The following is a 14,892-nucleotide window of genomic DNA, read 5'->3' on the forward strand; positions in this document are numbered from 1 at the left end:
AGGGTTCAAACAAAAAACTGAATGCGAGAGAAATTTTGTCTTTTTCATGTTCTAATCGGTCGCGAATTGGAGTTTTCCTCGGGCAACGGAACGTAGGATGCGGTTCACTGCGTGTCGTTCGTATTCATCAAGGTTTTCATCGAGTACGGCAGCCATGAGTCCGTAGCGATCGCTCAGTGTCAATACTTTTGTATCCGAAATAGAAGCAACAATCTCAGAAATTGCACCGGGGATGAGGAGATGATTCAGCATTGTTTTTGAGGTTTTTCTCTCGACACTTTATATTATTTCGCTTTTGTTGAACGAGTGCGGCGATCTCGATGCGGGTGTGTCCGTGAATTTACGCACTTTATTATACGATCGAAATCACATCGAAATGCGATCGGGATTTCCACTGAATGGCGATTGCGATCGTAATGGACAAAAAAATCCCCAACCGCTCGGGTAGGGAGACCTGACAACTCAAGTGAAACTTAATATGAGAGAAAGTCATTGCAACGATTAAACTGTAGCGATTTGGATCTTCCCTCGTTGCACGGCATGAAGAATGCGATTGATAGCTCTACGTTCATTGTCATCAAGATTTTCATTGAGGATTGCTGCCATTAAACCGTAGCGATCGCTGAGAGTTAAAATTCCCGTATCGCAAGCTGTGGCGAAGATTTCAGAAATTGCACCGGGGATGAGTTGCAGGTTTAACATGATTTTTTTTAGGTTTCTCTCTCGACTTCTTTATCATCTCCTGTTTGCTCCATGAGTAACGTGACGAAGCCTCTCGACTCGCGTGAACTTCATCGCGGGAAAATGCGATCGCAAAAGGTGGTTTTGAGTGAGTTCATACAGGCTTTACGATGATGAAAATTAGGAAAAGAGTGCGATCGCGATCGCAAACTTGACTCAATATCAGTGATTTTGCGGGCGATCGCGATCCTTGAAAACCCGTAAATAATCAAGGGTATGGCACAATAAAACAAGTAAGATGCAATTCTAGGAGAATCTTGTGAGCAAAGCCTCCCTCCTTCAACCCAAATGACCGTTCAAATCTGCTCGGAAGGGCCAATTTCCGGCAATTTTGATGCACAACCCTCGCGATCCGTTTGTTATTGGTTATTAACCAAGCGCAGACAAACGGTAAAAGTGCTTCCTTCACCCAATTTAGAGCGCACGGATATCATGCCCCCCATGCTTTCGACGAGGGTTTTCACGATGGATAATCCCAAACCCGTTCCTCCCGTCATCCGCGATCGCGCCTCATCAAGACGGTAAAAACGCTCGAAAATACGAGTTTGTTGAGGAAGGGGAATCCCCGGACCGCGATCGCGCACGTGAATCACACCGCGATCTTTGTCGCGAGAGATGGTGACGGTAATGGGGCCGCTTTCAGAATATTTGACGGCATTCTCGATTAAATTTAATAAGACTTGCTTGAGGCGATTAAAATCGGCGCAAACTTCGATGAGTTGCGGGGTATTTTCAAACTCGATTTCGCGATCGCTATGATATTGTTTTGCCATCGCGACGACTTCTGCACTGAAATCATTTAAAAGCACGGGTTCTTTGCGAAGATGCAGGTGTCCGCTATCGGCGCGAGCGAGTTCGAGTAAGTCTTCAAGCAATTGTACCGTGCGATCGGCTTCGGAAGAAGCGATGGTTAAGGCTTCTTTTTGCGGATCGCTTAAGTTACTTCCCCGTCGCAGGGTACTTTGTAAGTAACCGGAAACAATTGTGAGAGGCGTTCGCAATTCGTGGGAAACGTCGCTGACGAATTGGCGCTGATGCTCCCATGATTCGTGAAAGCGTTCGAGCATCTGATTGAAGGCGTTTTCCAGTTGGTGGAGTTCGCTGGGGGCGGAATCGAGATAAAGTTGTTCTTTGCCTAATTGTTCTGCGGAAAAACTGGCGGTCAACTGGCTCATTTTCTGCAAGGGTTGCAGGGATTTTTTGATGTAAATGGCGATGGCAAGGGTAATGACTCCGATCGCGATCGCGCTGACTGAGGAAAGCGTCCACAGGAGCTTGCGAAACATTTGGCGATCGATGGTAATATTGCGAGCGATGTTCATTTTGCCCACAACGCGCCCGCTTACTTTCAGATTTCCCGCACAAATCGTCCAATAATTATCTTGAATATTAAAAACTTTGGGAATGGGAGTCGCTTGGCGATCGGCAACTAAGAGCAAGCGATCTTGTCCTTCCGTCAAACTCTTCGATCTCGCTGCAATTGAACCGTTAGGACGTGCGACCCAAATCGCATTTTCTTCCGTTGCGAGGTAAGCGATCGCTCTTTCAATCGCCTCATCTACGCTCATCATTTCGCTATAAATTTCTACGCTTTCGCTAAAACGTTCTGCTAATTGTTCGACTTGTTTTTTATGAGAAGAAATAATTAAGTTATCGAGTTTCCACGCAACGCCAAATGTAACGCTACTAATCCCCAATACGGACATTGCTGCAATACCAATGGTCAACTGGAATTGTAGGGAATGGGGGTCAAAACGCCGTCCGAGGTTACGCTCAAACTTGTGAAGCCACTGGAGGAATTGCATGGAGAGATGCGATAAAAATGTGAATTTCCGATCTGCTGCCAGCCTAACTCATCATTCTGAGAAGTGGATGATAAGGCACTGAGGGGACAGTTATCGACAATCAGCTTCTATTCATTTCCAGTGATAATTAAATAAAGAGAGAGTTTGGGAACAGAAAAAATATTCTCAATAGGAGATTAATTTTATCGTATAAAGTGAGATGCAGAGATAATGCGATCGCGTCTGTAACTTTACCCATAACTTTGATAATCTTGCTGCTTTGGACAATTCAATGCGATCGCCGATTGAAATACGAGACAATTTACAACACATCACTGTTTCGATTAGCCCTTGGTTGATTCCCTCTAACCTCAATCCTTGGTGGAAGTGTCGGCGATAGGTTCGTTTACCATAATTGCTATAGCGACTTAGATTCGTAAAGTTCACCTTCCCATCGCTTTTGATGATAATTCACTCTATCTAGCTATTGCTCATATATAATCACTTTATTGTTGGAAATGGAAAAATTTCTGTTTCGATATATTTATCAAAAGCAATGTATTATCTATGCCTCTCAAAAACTATCTTCCTAACTTCAAATTCGGCACTGCCATCAATCACAAAAACCTCTTTGATGAAACCTTCCCTCTACAAACTCTTCTACCTAGGGAATTTGACTTTCTCGTTCCCGAATATGAGATGAAATTCAATACGATTCGCCGGACATCGGGAAATTATCATTTTGACTCTGCCGATCGCCTTGCTAACTTTGCCAAAACTCACAATCTCACGATGCGAGGTCATTGTCTCTGCTGGCATATGAGTAGCGCTTCATGGTTGCGAAAACTCACCACACTCGAATTAGAAAATACTCTGCGAGATTACATCTTTGCCATCGTCGATCGCTACAAGGATGTTTGCACTGCTTGGGATGTCGTCAACGAAGCGATCGACGACAAAGGCAAAATCCGCAAATCTATCTGGAGTCAGATCGAGAACTTTATCCCCAAATGCTTTCAATGGGCGCAGGAAGCCGATCCTCACGCTCATCTCGTCTACCTCGATTATCGTCTCCACACCATCACTCGTTGGAATGCGATCGCCCAAATGGTCAAAGAAATGAAAGAGAATGGCATCCCCATTCACGGCGTGGGTTTACAGGTTCATAACGAAGTTTTTAGAACCCTTGGGATTGCAAAATGGAGACTTCGCGATCTCATCCGACAACTGCAAAGCCTCGGTGTTTCCGTGCACATTAGCGAAGTTTCTCTGCCGATTTATCCTCCCGCCCAAAATCTCCCCTCATCCGCAAAATACGCCTTGCAAGGGAAGGCCTATGGGAAAGTTCTTGATGTTGCCCTCACTTCTGGCTGTAAAAGTTTTAATCTCTGGGGGCTAAGCGATCGCCATGCTTTCTACAAGCCCCCCGAACGCGATTCTCATTCCACGCCCTGCATCTTTGATACCGACTTTCAACCCAAGCCGGCCTATTTTGCCCTCGAAAATGTCCTCAAGCAGTACAAAAGAGCTAATCTAGCGGCAAATGCTGAAAAAAGGTAAACTCCCCGATCGCATTCATTAATAGATACCGGAAAATCATCGTTACTGGGAAATCTTAGAGAATGGGTCAAAAATGATTAGTTTTCTTCATAACTCTTAATTTAAAGCCATTCTATCCTACAATACCCAAATAAACTTTAAGTTAAAGGAGCAAGGTAGACGATGCAGGTGGCGCAAAAGCCTCTGAACGTTCCCAAGGAATTTTTACTCGCACCAGGAGGGTTTAATCCCAATGTTCTTCTCTGTACGATCGCAGTAATTCTCCTAGCCGTATCGAGTTACGGTTATTTTCTGGGAAATTGGCCCCATTGGTTAAGTTTTTGGCTTAATGTCCTCGCCTTGCACCTATCAGGTTCGGTCATTCATGATGCTTCTCACAATTCTGCTCATGCCAACCGTCTGATTAATTCTGCTTTAGGACATATCAGCGCTTTAATTTTAGGATTTGCCTTTCCCGTCTTTACCCGCGTTCATCTTCAGCACCACGCCAACGTGAACGATCCTGAAAATGACCCGGATCATTTCGTCTCTACTGGGGGTCCTCTTTGGTTAATTGCACCCCGTTTCTTCTATCACGAAGTTTTCTTTTTTAAACGCCGCTTATGGCGAAAATACGAACTCCTAGAATGGTTTCTCAGTCGCTTGTGTGTTGCGATTTTAATTGGAGTTTCCCTTCGCTATCAATTTTTCTCTTATATTGTTGACTATTGGTTTGTTCCCGCCCTCGTCGTCGGCATTACCTTGGGACTCTTTTTTGATTATTTTCCCCATCGTCCTTTTCACGAACAAAGTCGCTGGAAAAATGCCCGCGTCTACGCCAGTCCTATCCTCAATCTGATGATTATGGGACAAAATTATCATCTTGTTCATCATCTCTGGCCGTCGATTCCTTGGTATAAATATCAACCCGCTTATCGCGCGACGAAACCTTTGTTAGAATCAAAAGGCAGTCCTCTTTCATTAGGAATTTTTCAAGGCAAAGATTTTTTGGGGTTTCTCTACGATCTTTTTGTCGGCATTCGCTTTCACTCTAAAAAGAAAGAGTCTGAATGAACTGCATTGTAACCCGTAATTTCTTTGCCCACCGCGATCGCAAACCAAAGAAATACTAAGTTGAGGTCAATTCCTTGTCAGTAATGTTTATAATCGGGCTACATCGCACCCTAACTTCCGTCGGAGATTAGCTAACAATGCCCGGTTTGCTTGGATTGGTTTGCTCGGATTCCCTCCGTGAAAATGCTAGAGGGTTAATCGAGAAAATGGCGCAAATGATGCTACATCGGGATTTTTATCAGCAGGATAAGATATTCTGTAACGATCGCGTTTGTGCGACGCGCATTCATGTCAATATTCTCCAAAAACAATCCCAGCCCTATCATTGCGGACAATATCTCCTCTGGTTGGATGGAGAATTTTACAAACAGGATGAACTGTGCAGACAGTACGGACTGACTCCTCAAAGCGATCCAGAATTATTCGTCTCTCTTTACCAACAAAACCAAAATTTTTCCTTTCTCAAACAGATTGATGGTGTTTTTATCGCTTGTCTCTACGATACCGATGCCCAAAAACTTTACCTAATTAGCGATCGCCACGGAATGCGCCGTCTCTACTGGACGGTTTACAAAAATGCCCTCGTTTGGAGTGGGGAACTGAAAGCAGTTCTCGGACTTCCCGAATATCAACCCCAAATTGACCCCTATGCCCTTGAAGACTTTTTAGGGTTGCGCTATTTTATCGACGATCGCACTTGGTTTACCGATGTTAAACTCTTTCCTGCCGCTACAGTTTTAACATGGAATATTGAGGAACAATCGCTATCTCAACAGCGATACTGGTGGTGGGATGAAATTTCTCCTTTAAAAGAATCTATCGATCGCCGAGAACTGGTTGAAGAACTAGGACGACGGTTTCGCCTCAGCGTTGAATCTCGCAGCCACAGTAGCGATCGCGAACGAGTTGGGTTAACCCTAAGCGGAGGGCTAGATTCGCGAGCCATTTTAGCCGCCATTCCTCCCCTCGATTATGCTCTCGAAACCGTTACTCTCGGTCAGTCAGACTGCGAAGATGTTCAAATTGCCCAAAAGGTTGCCAAAGTCAAAGGAGCAAATTTTTATCCCGTTGATATCAATGCCGAAAATTGGCTGCAATCTCGCGGGAGTAACATTTGGCAAACTGATGGCTCTTGCAGTATTCTCCATATGCACTTTGTGCCGATCCTCAAAGAAATCGGACGCTTAAACTTATATGAGAGTAACTTACATGGTGCCGGCGGCGATGGCATTGTCGGCGGCGATCATCTCCTAACAAAAGAACAGTTTTCCTATTATGTTGAAAAGCGATTAGGACTGAATAATTTTGCCTTATCTAACGATCATAGAATCTCAATCTTACAACGATTTCAGGAGTATTTTAATCGTTTAGATAGTTCTTTTCATATTCTTTATATCGATAATCGCATTCGTTCATTTTTAGCCAAAGATTTTACTTTAAGTCTAGTCTCCGGACTAGAAACTCGCTTACCCTTTCTAGATAATCAGTTAACAGAATTTCTCTACTCGATTCCCTTGCATCTCAAACAAGGAAATAAACTATACGAAGATATGCTACTGGCAAGCTTTCCTAAGTTTTATCGAACCATTCCCAGACAAGGAACTGGAGAACCCATTGGCTCGCCCAACTGGAATCGCAAAATCAGGAAAACAACTCATCGCTTACAAAATAAAATTACCCGCAAACTGAAATTTTTAGGAATCAATTGGAATCCCGATCTTTCGCGATCGCAGCGTCAGAATTTTATCCACCCCAATCTCTGGATTCGCCAACAGCCGGCTCGCTTGCTCTATGATAAAATGTTGAACGATCCCAATGCTTATTATCGTAACTATTTAAGTTCCGAACAGGTGCAAAATATCCAACAGGCTTGGCACGATCACCTCGACGGGAAAAATCTTGCCGATAAGCTCAGTCTGGCGCTCACCTTGGAAATTTGGTTGCAACAAGTATTTGCCGGAAAATATCGCTCTGATAGAAATTTTTAAGTTTATTGCTAAAAGAATATTGATTCTAAAACTATTCAATAATGATTATTTCTCCTGCTCAAAGACCTTTGAAATTCTCTATTCTCGTTAGCGACCTTTCCAAAAGTGGTGCAGGAAGATGGGGAGGAGCAGTGCGAACTTTTCTTCTCGCTCGCGCCTTAGAAAAATTAGGATATGATGTCGAAATTTTAGGTTTTGTATTTGGTGATACCCCTCCAGATCCTGAAATCACTCACTTTCCTTTGAAAACGATTCAAGGGAGTAATTATCCTCAATTTTTTCGTTCGGCCAGCCAGTTAATGCAAGCCATTAGTGGCGATATTCTTTATCCTTTGCGACCGAAAGCCACAACATTAGGTATTGCTTTATGGAAAAAATGGCAAAGCAAAAAACCGATTATTTTAGACATTGATGATTGGGAATTAGGGTGGCACGGCGGCGATGAATTCAACTATCCAGAAAGTATCAAACAGTTCGCTCGAGATATCATTAAACCCGATGGAGCCTTACGTTTTCCCGAACATCCCTTTTACCTCAAATGGATGGAAAAATTCGTCTCTTACGCCGATCTTGTCACCATTCACACTCAATTTCTCCAACACCGCTTTGGCGGAATTTACATTCCCAATGGTAAAGATACCGAACTTTTCGATCCGCAACAGTACGATCCCGAAGTCAGCCGCAAGAAACACAATTTGCAAGATTATCGCATTTTAATGTTTCCGGGAGCCCCTAGACCTTATAAAGGGGTCGAAGATATTCTCATGGCGCTCGATCGCCTGAACTGGGACGATCTTCGCTTAGTCATTGTCGGGGGGAGTCCTTATGACGATTACGATCGCCAATTAAAGGAAACATGGGGACGATGGATTATTAGTTTACCCCCCCAACCCGCGCAAACCATGCCGGAAATTGTCTCGGCGGCTCATATTATTGTCGTCCCTCAACGCGATAACCCTGTCGCACAAGCACAGTTTCCCCTCAAACTCACCGACGGAATGGCCATGGCTAAGCCTATTATCTCTACGCGTATCGGCGATATTCCCAACATATTAGGGGATACGGGATTTCTGGTGGATCCGAGTTCTCCTCAACAAATTGCCACGCAAATAGAGGCTATTTTCCAGCATTACGACGAAGCGATCGCGCTTGGCCGCAAAGCAAGAGAGCGATGCGTACAGTATTATAGTCTTGAGTCTATGGCTGCTATTCTAAAAGAAGCGATCGCGAACTTAATAAACCCATGACCCCTAACCGATTATTGCTTAAATTCGCCCTCCGGCATCGATTTTTAGTCATTTTAACAATTCTTTCGGGATTTTCTGGAGCCGTTTTTAATGGGATTAGTACCGCATTAATCGTACCGCTCCTATTGGGTTTTCTCGGTCAAGATAACCAAATCTTAAAAAAAGGACCGGCATTTTTACAAAAGATATTCGTTTTTTTCGATCGCTTTCCGGGAGATTGGAAATATTTTGCGATGTTGGGGGCGGTTTTATTCGCTATTGTTTTAAAAAATCTCACCGCTTATTTAACAGAAATTGTTGCAAGCTATTTTTCTCGGTATTTGGTTAATGGCATGCGTTTAGAAGGATTAAAGTTATTATTAGAAGTAGATCTTGATTATTATAGTAAAACAAAAATTGGCGATATTGTTAACTTTTTAAATCGAGAAATCGGACGCACGGTCAGTGCAATTAAATTTGCCCTGCAAATTTTAACTTACGCCATTACTATTTTCGTTTTTCTGTGGGTATTATTATCGTTATCTTGGCAGTTAACTATAGTTTCTACGTTCCTTTTAGCCTGCATCGCTTTAAGCAATCAATATCTGATCAAAAAAGCGAAAACTTACGGCAGATTAGTCTCGCAAAAATCGAGTGCTTATTCGGGAAAATTACTGGAAATTCTTGCCGGTATTCGCTTAATCAAAACATCAAGTATGGAAAAAGTAGAATATCAAAGAATTGCCGGATTCATTCGCGAGCAAGAACAAGCAGATTTTAAAGCTCAAGCTAATTATGCCATGATTAGCCCCATTAATGAAGTGGCTGGCATTTTGGTGGTGATTGCCATTGTTGCCCTCGGTCGCTACCTTTTTATCGATCGCTTGCAATCCCTTTCTACCATTCTTCTGATTTATTTAGTGACACTTTTTCGCTTAATTCCCATTGTCGGAAAATTAAACGGCAATCGCAGTAAATTTGCCAATGTCGTCCCCAGTGTGGCGATCGCAGCGAGCTTTCTGCGACGGGATGATAAGCCGCTCATGAAAAACGGTACGCAACAATTTCAAGGTATCGATCGCGGCATTCGCTTTGAGAAGGTTGCGTTTGCTTATCCCGACCATGACGAACTCGTTTTACAAAATATCGATTTCTGGGTGCCGAAAGGGACGACAGTAGCTTTAGTGGGGTCTTCTGGGGCAGGTAAATCGACTTTGGTGGATTTAATTCCTCGCTATTATGAACCCACTCAAGGACGCATTACGATTGATGATATTGACCTTAAAGATTTTCAACTCCGCAGTTTGCGAAGAGCAATGGGGGTTGTTTCTCAAGATACGTTTTTATTTAATAATACTGTTGCTTATAACATTGCTTATGGCCAAAATGAGGCGACAGAAGACGAGATTATTGAAGCAGCAAAACGAGCTTGTGCTTATGAATTTATTATGGACTTGCCGAAGGGATTTGAGACGGAAATCGGCGATCGCGGCACTTTGCTCTCGGGAGGACAGCGACAACGTATTGCGATCGCTCGTGCTTTGTTGAGAGATCCTCAGATTTTGATTCTCGATGAGGCCACCAGTGCGTTAGATACGATTTCGGAGCGGTTGGTACAGCAGGCGATCGATGAACTTTGCCGCGATCGCACGACTCTCGTGATCGCTCACCGTCTTTCTACGGTGCGACAAGCCGATAAAATTGCTGTGATGGAAAAAGGACGTGTTGTTGAATTTGGCAATCACGAGGAATTACTCGCCAAGGATGGACAATATGCCAAACTCTACGGGATGCAGTTTGGTCGAGCAAAAACGCCTAAAGTTGTTTTACCGACGAATGCGAGTTTGATCCGAGCTTCTTTGCGAGCTTCTCGGGAATTGAGAAATCGCCTTTCCTATGAGGTGAGAACGCGGTTAAATGCGATGTTAGGGTTATTACAGTTAGTCACGGAAGATTTAGTCGATACACCAGAGGAGCGAGAGGAGTTAATCGAGGAATCCTATGAGTCTGCTTTGCAACTGTTGAAAACCCTGTCTTTTTATGAAGAACACGGTGCAAGACTTTCCAAACGCGAGATTTAAAAGAGCGGGTAGCGGGAATCGAACCCGCAACTAGAGCTTGGGAAGCTCTACTCCAAAACAAATAAATTCTTTCTATATAAGCGATTCAGACTTTGTACACAATTATCTTATCGTTTTTGTACACAATTCGTACACTTTGTGGATATGATGAACGAGTAGTCCAGACAAGGTGTTATTGCAATGTACTCAGAAGATCGCAAGTATTCAGACCGAGGGATAGCTCGGTTAGAAAGCGCGAGTAACCGTTTACGGGTTCGATTTCCTCGTGAAATCTTTGGAGGTCGAGCAAAGGCGTTATCGCTTGGGATGGCAGATACAAGCGATAACCGTGTTATCGCACAGCGAAAAATAGATGCTATCAACGCTGATATTGTTAACGAATGTTTTGACTTGACACTTGAAAAATATAAACCAAAAACAAGGCGAGCAAGTCATCTTGAGAAGGTAAAAGAAATTTACCCAGAAATCTCTGTACGAGACTTGTGGGAACAATATTTCGAGTACAAAAAAACAAGCTGGAAAGAAACAACCTTGATTTATCACGAAAGGCAAATCAGACCTTTACTCAAAAAACTCCCTGTCTTGTCACCATACAAAGCACTGGAAATTCGCCAATGGCTACTTGACAACACTACCGAAGGACAGGCTAAAAGGGTTTTGATTCAAATTAACGCTGCATTCAATTGGGGGGTAAAACATAAAAAAATAAAAGGAACCAATCCTTTTGATGGAATGTCAAAAGAGTTAAAACATAACTACGAAAAAGGAACTAACCCCAATCCTTTTAGCGAACAAGACAAAAGGCAAGTTATCGCAGCTTTTCGCAACCACAAAGGTAACTGGAACGGACGAGGATACACAGGATACAATTACAGTCACTATGCAGATTTAATTGAGTTCCTTTTTTTAACAGGTTGCCGTCCTAACGAGGCGGTAGGACTACGATGGGGCGATATAAATAGCGATTGTTCTCGCATTACCTTTGATGGTGGGTGTGTTTACGTTGGCGGTAAAATAGTGCGAGTAAAAGGCAGTAAAAACAACAAAACAAGGATATTCCCGTGTAACAATAAATTGCGTGATTTTTTACAAGGATTAAAGACTACTGACGTACTGTCCGACTCTCTTGTTTTTCCTTCTCCTAAAGGTAAGGTTATTAATACAAGCAATTTTAATAACAAAGCATGGAAAAGTGTCGTTAACCCTATCAAGCAAGATACGACTCCTTACAACTGTCGGGATACATTCATCACGGAACAAATTGATAAAGGTGTTCCGTTAGCTCGTGTCGCACAATGGTGCGATACCTCTGTAGCAGTAATCGAAAAGCATTACTTAGGGAAAATGACAGACAATATTCTTCCTGCTGAATAGTTAGCGAATGCGATCGCAAAGCGAATAACGAGGGTATAGTTTTAGGCTGTGCCTTTTTTTTTAGAGGAAAGATACCGAGTAAGGTTAGACTCGTTAGAGGGCAAAATAAGCCCCTATGGGGTAACGAGAGGGTAGGGGTTACAGAGTGGTTCTCGACAAATCAACACGAATATAAGCCAGAGCGTTTTTATCTCGAGGCGATCGCGTGCTTGAAGTAACGCTGGGTAACGAATAACGAAACCTTAAAGGTCTCGCAAACTTACTTCGCGATTGTTGGGAGGAGAGAGAAAGGAGATCGCGTAACTGTTCGTCGGGAATGTTTCCCCCCGCACCCCCCTTCTTAAACCCGTCCTATCGGAACGCTTCTTAAGCTACCTAGAGCGCTCTACGACGAGCGATAACGGCTTTAGGTAGTCTGATACCCGGTAACGCGATTACATCGTTTCTAGAGAGTCGCTGCAACGCTTATATATCGATGGGTTCATAACGTGAGATTAACTAAAATATATTACATACTACATAAAATCAATTCGCTTGTATCGGTTAATTAGTATTAGGAAAAGTTGATGAGGTTAATCGGTTCGATGAAATGTGACCGAAATCACAATCCTTATATACCAATGGCTCTAGAAGCGTTTTTGACAAATCAACATGGGTCGCTAGGCGAATTACTGATAGAAACTAACGGAATTGTAGAGACTAAACGAAATCGCTAAGCGGGGTTACTTCCCCTACCCCATCCCTTTAGAGAACAAGTTAGCGCCGCTAGTCCTTGCGTCAAGGTCAAGCTCTGTTGATTTCATCAAACCTTGACTCAATGCCGTCGCAACGCTTTCTTTCTCTTTTTGGAAGGGATGGGAGAGGGGGAATGTCTGTCGCTTGTACCCCTGTCGGGGAAACTATTAATTCGCTAATCGCGATGAGGCTATAGTGTATGTATTTTTTAATAAAGGCTTTAAAGCCTTTAAAGCCTTTAAAGGCTTTCCTGAAATATACAAAGGGTATACAGCAAAAAAAAAAGGCGTAGCCTAGTGACCACAACCCCTTACGAGAATTATCTGACCGATTAATTAGCGGGTCTGAGTAGTTCCCAACCCTCGCTAACGGAAGCTCTGCACTGTGTACCGAACAGACCGTCTATTCGGTAAATTGTTTTTTGGAAACGAACAAAAGAGTCGTCAGGACGATAACAATTAGCCTCAAAAGAAGGCGCTACCTTCTCTGTTTTTAATAGGTGTTGTAATCGTCCGTATTCGTCCATGCTGTCGCGCCAAGCGTCAAGACGATTAAGCCCTATGTATTTATTCGTTGGCAACGTTAAGCGACCGGGTTCGGCGCTGTCTGTTAGGAACAAGCAACGGTTTTCTATGTTGTCAAAAATCATCCAGAATCTACCCTTAGCGGCTTCTTCCGATAGGAACTGAAAGAACTCCGCAAAGGTCGCTTTTCCTAACCCCGGTATATTCGTCTCGAATGGTTGTGACATCGGCTTACCTGAAATATTCTCTACCCTTAAATTATCCGAGATAAGGCGAAAAAGTTCGCGATCGCTTACGCCTAATCGATTAAGTAAAAATCGCTTAACCCAAAAGGAGACATAGGAACGGTCGTACCGAATTAACACGACTTCACCGTACACCTGTTTTCTGTCGAGATATCCTCGTTCCGTTAGCATCTCCCGCTTAGGCTGTAACGGTCGGTTCGGTAAGTCGATTTCAGACCAGTGAACTATCTTTCTCTTGTTTTCGTTTTCCGGCATAATAAAAACGCCCTCCTGTTGGTGGTATCAATGGGGGTGGAAGTCGTCCTAGATGGGTGTTGGTAGCACTCGCCTAGGGCGCGTTGATTTGAATGAAATTAAAGCATGATTAGGTTATTCTGTCGATCGGTTTGTGAAGAAAGGTTTCTAGTCCTCGAAACCCCTATTCTTTCGTTCCCTAGGGATAGTGTGTGTATATTCTGAGAATTGAATTAATTAAACTAATTGAATTAGTTTAATTCTCAAAAAATACAAAGGGTACAGCCCCAAAGCCTTTTCACAGAAAGATTTAACCTGTTTTTACTAACGATAAAGAGAATAAATGTCCCATATTTTAAAAGCGACACAAGTTTAGTTTTACTTATAACTTATTGACCGGTTAAATTAAACTATTTACTATAAAAATACAAACGAGGAAAGGGACTGTTGATCATGTCTAGCGATAACGAAACGGTAACTATTGAAAAGGACTTTTATGATGCGTCTATCGGTGAAATGTTTAAGATGAAACTCGCGGCAAAGTTTGCCTATATCGAGGACGATGACGATTACTGGGATGCGATCGTAGAGTTTTACGAGGAAAATCCCGACCTTTGCGAGATTGACTTAGAGTCAGGCAAGTGGAAAGTTCGGAGCGGTCACTACTTGAACGAAAATGAGGGAGTCCCTCCAAGTTTAGATAACTGTTTTGACCACATCGTTAACTATTACTTTGAACAAAAGGAGGCTGAAAAAGGCTGTGACGAACTCTTCGAGAAAGAGGACGAGGAAAGGAAAAAGGTTATTGCTCAACTAGAAAAACAATTGGAAATCGGCGCTTAATCTAACGACAAAATGAACGAATAGAGGGGAAAAATACCTCTCTATTTTTTTTGCATCTCACATTTTAAAACCACTATCCTGCAAGGCTTTCAAAGAGTTTCCATGTTTCTTCTGGTGTGGTCTTCAAGGGGTCAAATTCAGCTACTAATTTTTGTTTATTCGAGTGCTTGGGTAACAGTTTCACCAAACCCTTTAAACTGTCGGCTATGAGATTTTTAGCTTCTTTCAGGTCAATCCCTTTTAGCTCACCCCTAATAGGTTTACTCGCTTTCTTTAATCCTAGAGGAAGCATAGCCCATGTTTTGAGGCAATAACCGGATGGATACTCATTTTGTAGCTTCCACAGAAACGACTCATCTACCTGTTTTACGAAATAATGAGTAAGCTCTCTAAAGGTTTCATCGGTGTTGTAAATCGTTTGATTATGAATGTCTAAAGGGGGTTTAATCGTCTCTCTCGCTACTTTGCTCATTGCTCCGTAAATCGAATCAATTAGGTACTTTG

General features: G+C 42.9%; 15 protein-coding genes. 8 read left to right on the top strand and 7 right to left on the bottom strand.

Annotated features, from left to right (window positions below; translation table 11 throughout):
* Window positions 1-51 precede the first annotated feature (51 nt).
* Entirely contained in the window at window positions 52-252 is a 201-nt protein-coding gene (locus AC6RV6_RS27145) for a hypothetical protein (RefSeq protein WP_500244023.1), read from the bottom strand.
* A 43-nt stretch (window positions 253-295) separates the two neighbouring features.
* Here AC6RV6_RS27145 and AC6RV6_RS27150 point away from each other — a divergent pair, with 43 nt between their 5' ends.
* On the top strand, window positions 296-448 hold the full coding sequence (locus tag AC6RV6_RS27150; RefSeq protein WP_500244024.1) for a hypothetical protein: 153 nt from the start codon (window positions 296-298) through the stop codon (window positions 446-448).
* Window positions 449-501: 53 nt separating this feature from the next.
* Here the strand turns inward: AC6RV6_RS27150 and AC6RV6_RS27155 are convergent, their stop codons facing one another.
* The 4 genes from AC6RV6_RS27155 to AC6RV6_RS27170 form a co-directional block, all read right to left on the bottom strand.
* Window positions 502-702 carry a hypothetical protein gene (locus tag AC6RV6_RS27155; RefSeq protein WP_500244025.1) on the bottom strand — a complete coding sequence of 67 codons (201 nt, stop codon included), beginning with the start codon at window positions 700-702 and terminating at the stop codon, window positions 502-504.
* Between the two features lie 89 nt (window positions 703-791).
* The gene (locus AC6RV6_RS27160) at window positions 792-953 is read right to left on the bottom strand and encodes a hypothetical protein (RefSeq protein ID WP_500244026.1); all 162 of its coding nucleotides are present in this window, start codon (window positions 951-953) and stop codon (window positions 792-794) included.
* 147 nt (window positions 954-1,100) lie between these two features.
* Window positions 1,101-2,546: a sensor histidine kinase gene (locus AC6RV6_RS27165; protein WP_500244027.1), complete on the bottom strand. Its 1,446-nt coding sequence runs from the start codon at window positions 2,544-2,546 to the stop codon at window positions 1,101-1,103.
* 165 nt (window positions 2,547-2,711) lie between these two features.
* Entirely contained in the window at window positions 2,712-2,972 is a 261-nt protein-coding gene (locus tag AC6RV6_RS27170; RefSeq protein ID WP_500244028.1) for a hypothetical protein, read from the bottom strand.
* A gap of 120 nt (window positions 2,973-3,092) precedes the next feature.
* Here AC6RV6_RS27170 and AC6RV6_RS27175 point away from each other — a divergent pair, with 120 nt between their 5' ends.
* From AC6RV6_RS27175 to AC6RV6_RS27200, 6 genes are all read left to right on the top strand, one after another.
* The gene (locus AC6RV6_RS27175; protein WP_500244029.1) at window positions 3,093-4,085 is read left to right on the top strand and encodes an endo-1,4-beta-xylanase; all 993 of its coding nucleotides are present in this window, start codon (window positions 3,093-3,095) and stop codon (window positions 4,083-4,085) included.
* Window positions 4,086-4,247: 162 nt separating this feature from the next.
* Complete coding sequence (crtR, locus tag AC6RV6_RS27180) at window positions 4,248-5,138, top strand: beta-carotene hydroxylase (RefSeq protein ID WP_500244030.1); 891 nt, start codon at window positions 4,248-4,250, stop codon at window positions 5,136-5,138.
* Between the two features lie 137 nt (window positions 5,139-5,275).
* Complete coding sequence (locus AC6RV6_RS27185; protein WP_500244031.1) at window positions 5,276-7,126, top strand: asparagine synthase-related protein; 1,851 nt, start codon at window positions 5,276-5,278, stop codon at window positions 7,124-7,126.
* 41 nt (window positions 7,127-7,167) lie between these two features.
* Window positions 7,168-8,373 carry a glycosyltransferase family 4 protein gene (locus AC6RV6_RS27190; RefSeq protein WP_500244032.1) on the top strand — a complete coding sequence of 402 codons (1,206 nt, stop codon included), beginning with the start codon at window positions 7,168-7,170 and terminating at the stop codon, window positions 8,371-8,373.
* On the top strand, window positions 8,370-10,433 hold the full coding sequence (locus AC6RV6_RS27195; protein WP_500244033.1) for an ABC transporter ATP-binding protein: 2,064 nt from the start codon (window positions 8,370-8,372) through the stop codon (window positions 10,431-10,433). Before AC6RV6_RS27190 ends, AC6RV6_RS27195 begins: the two co-directional genes overlap by 4 nt.
* Window positions 10,434-10,613: 180 nt before the next feature.
* On the top strand, window positions 10,614-11,807 hold the full coding sequence (locus AC6RV6_RS27200) for a site-specific integrase (RefSeq protein WP_500244034.1): 1,194 nt from the start codon (window positions 10,614-10,616) through the stop codon (window positions 11,805-11,807).
* Window positions 11,808-12,873: 1,066 nt separating this feature from the next.
* Here AC6RV6_RS27200 and AC6RV6_RS27205 read toward each other — a convergent pair.
* Window positions 12,874-13,566, bottom strand: a complete 693-nt coding sequence (locus tag AC6RV6_RS27205) for a hypothetical protein (RefSeq protein WP_500244035.1) — start codon at window positions 13,564-13,566, stop codon at window positions 12,874-12,876.
* 432 nt (window positions 13,567-13,998) lie between these two features.
* Between AC6RV6_RS27205 and AC6RV6_RS27210 the strand changes: the two genes are divergently transcribed.
* Complete coding sequence (locus AC6RV6_RS27210; protein ID WP_500244036.1) at window positions 13,999-14,388, top strand: hypothetical protein; 390 nt, start codon at window positions 13,999-14,001, stop codon at window positions 14,386-14,388.
* A 73-nt stretch (window positions 14,389-14,461) separates the two neighbouring features.
* Here AC6RV6_RS27210 and AC6RV6_RS27215 read toward each other — a convergent pair.
* The coding region (locus tag AC6RV6_RS27215; RefSeq protein WP_500244037.1) for a hypothetical protein at window positions 14,462-14,892 on the bottom strand (431 nt) is incomplete at its 5' end.

The organism is Spirulina sp. LEGE 11439 (genome assembly GCF_059821285.1).

Bases quoted from the DNA above. Each gene is read 5' to 3' on its own strand.
- AC6RV6_RS27200 (WP_500244034.1), top strand. From the start codon at position 10,614: ATGTACTCAGAAGATCGCAAGTATTCAGACCGAGGGATAGCTCGGTTA.
- AC6RV6_RS27165 (WP_500244027.1), bottom strand. From the start codon at position 2,546: ATGCAATTCCTCCAGTGGCTTCACAAGTTTGAGCGTAACCTCGGACGG.
- AC6RV6_RS27175 (WP_500244029.1), top strand. From the start codon at position 3,093: ATGCCTCTCAAAAACTATCTTCCTAACTTCAAATTCGGCACTGCCATC.
- AC6RV6_RS27195 (WP_500244033.1), top strand. From the start codon at position 8,370: ATGACCCCTAACCGATTATTGCTTAAATTCGCCCTCCGGCATCGATTT.
- AC6RV6_RS27210 (WP_500244036.1), top strand. From the start codon at position 13,999: ATGTCTAGCGATAACGAAACGGTAACTATTGAAAAGGACTTTTATGAT.
- AC6RV6_RS27190 (WP_500244032.1), top strand. From the start codon at position 7,168: ATGATTATTTCTCCTGCTCAAAGACCTTTGAAATTCTCTATTCTCGTT.
- AC6RV6_RS27145 (WP_500244023.1), bottom strand. From the start codon at position 252: ATGCTGAATCATCTCCTCATCCCCGGTGCAATTTCTGAGATTGTTGCT.
- crtR (WP_500244030.1), top strand. From the start codon at position 4,248: ATGCAGGTGGCGCAAAAGCCTCTGAACGTTCCCAAGGAATTTTTACTC.
- AC6RV6_RS27155 (WP_500244025.1), bottom strand. From the start codon at position 702: ATGTTAAACCTGCAACTCATCCCCGGTGCAATTTCTGAAATCTTCGCC.
- AC6RV6_RS27205 (WP_500244035.1), bottom strand. From the start codon at position 13,566: ATGCCGGAAAACGAAAACAAGAGAAAGATAGTTCACTGGTCTGAAATC.
- AC6RV6_RS27185 (WP_500244031.1), top strand. From the start codon at position 5,276: ATGCCCGGTTTGCTTGGATTGGTTTGCTCGGATTCCCTCCGTGAAAAT.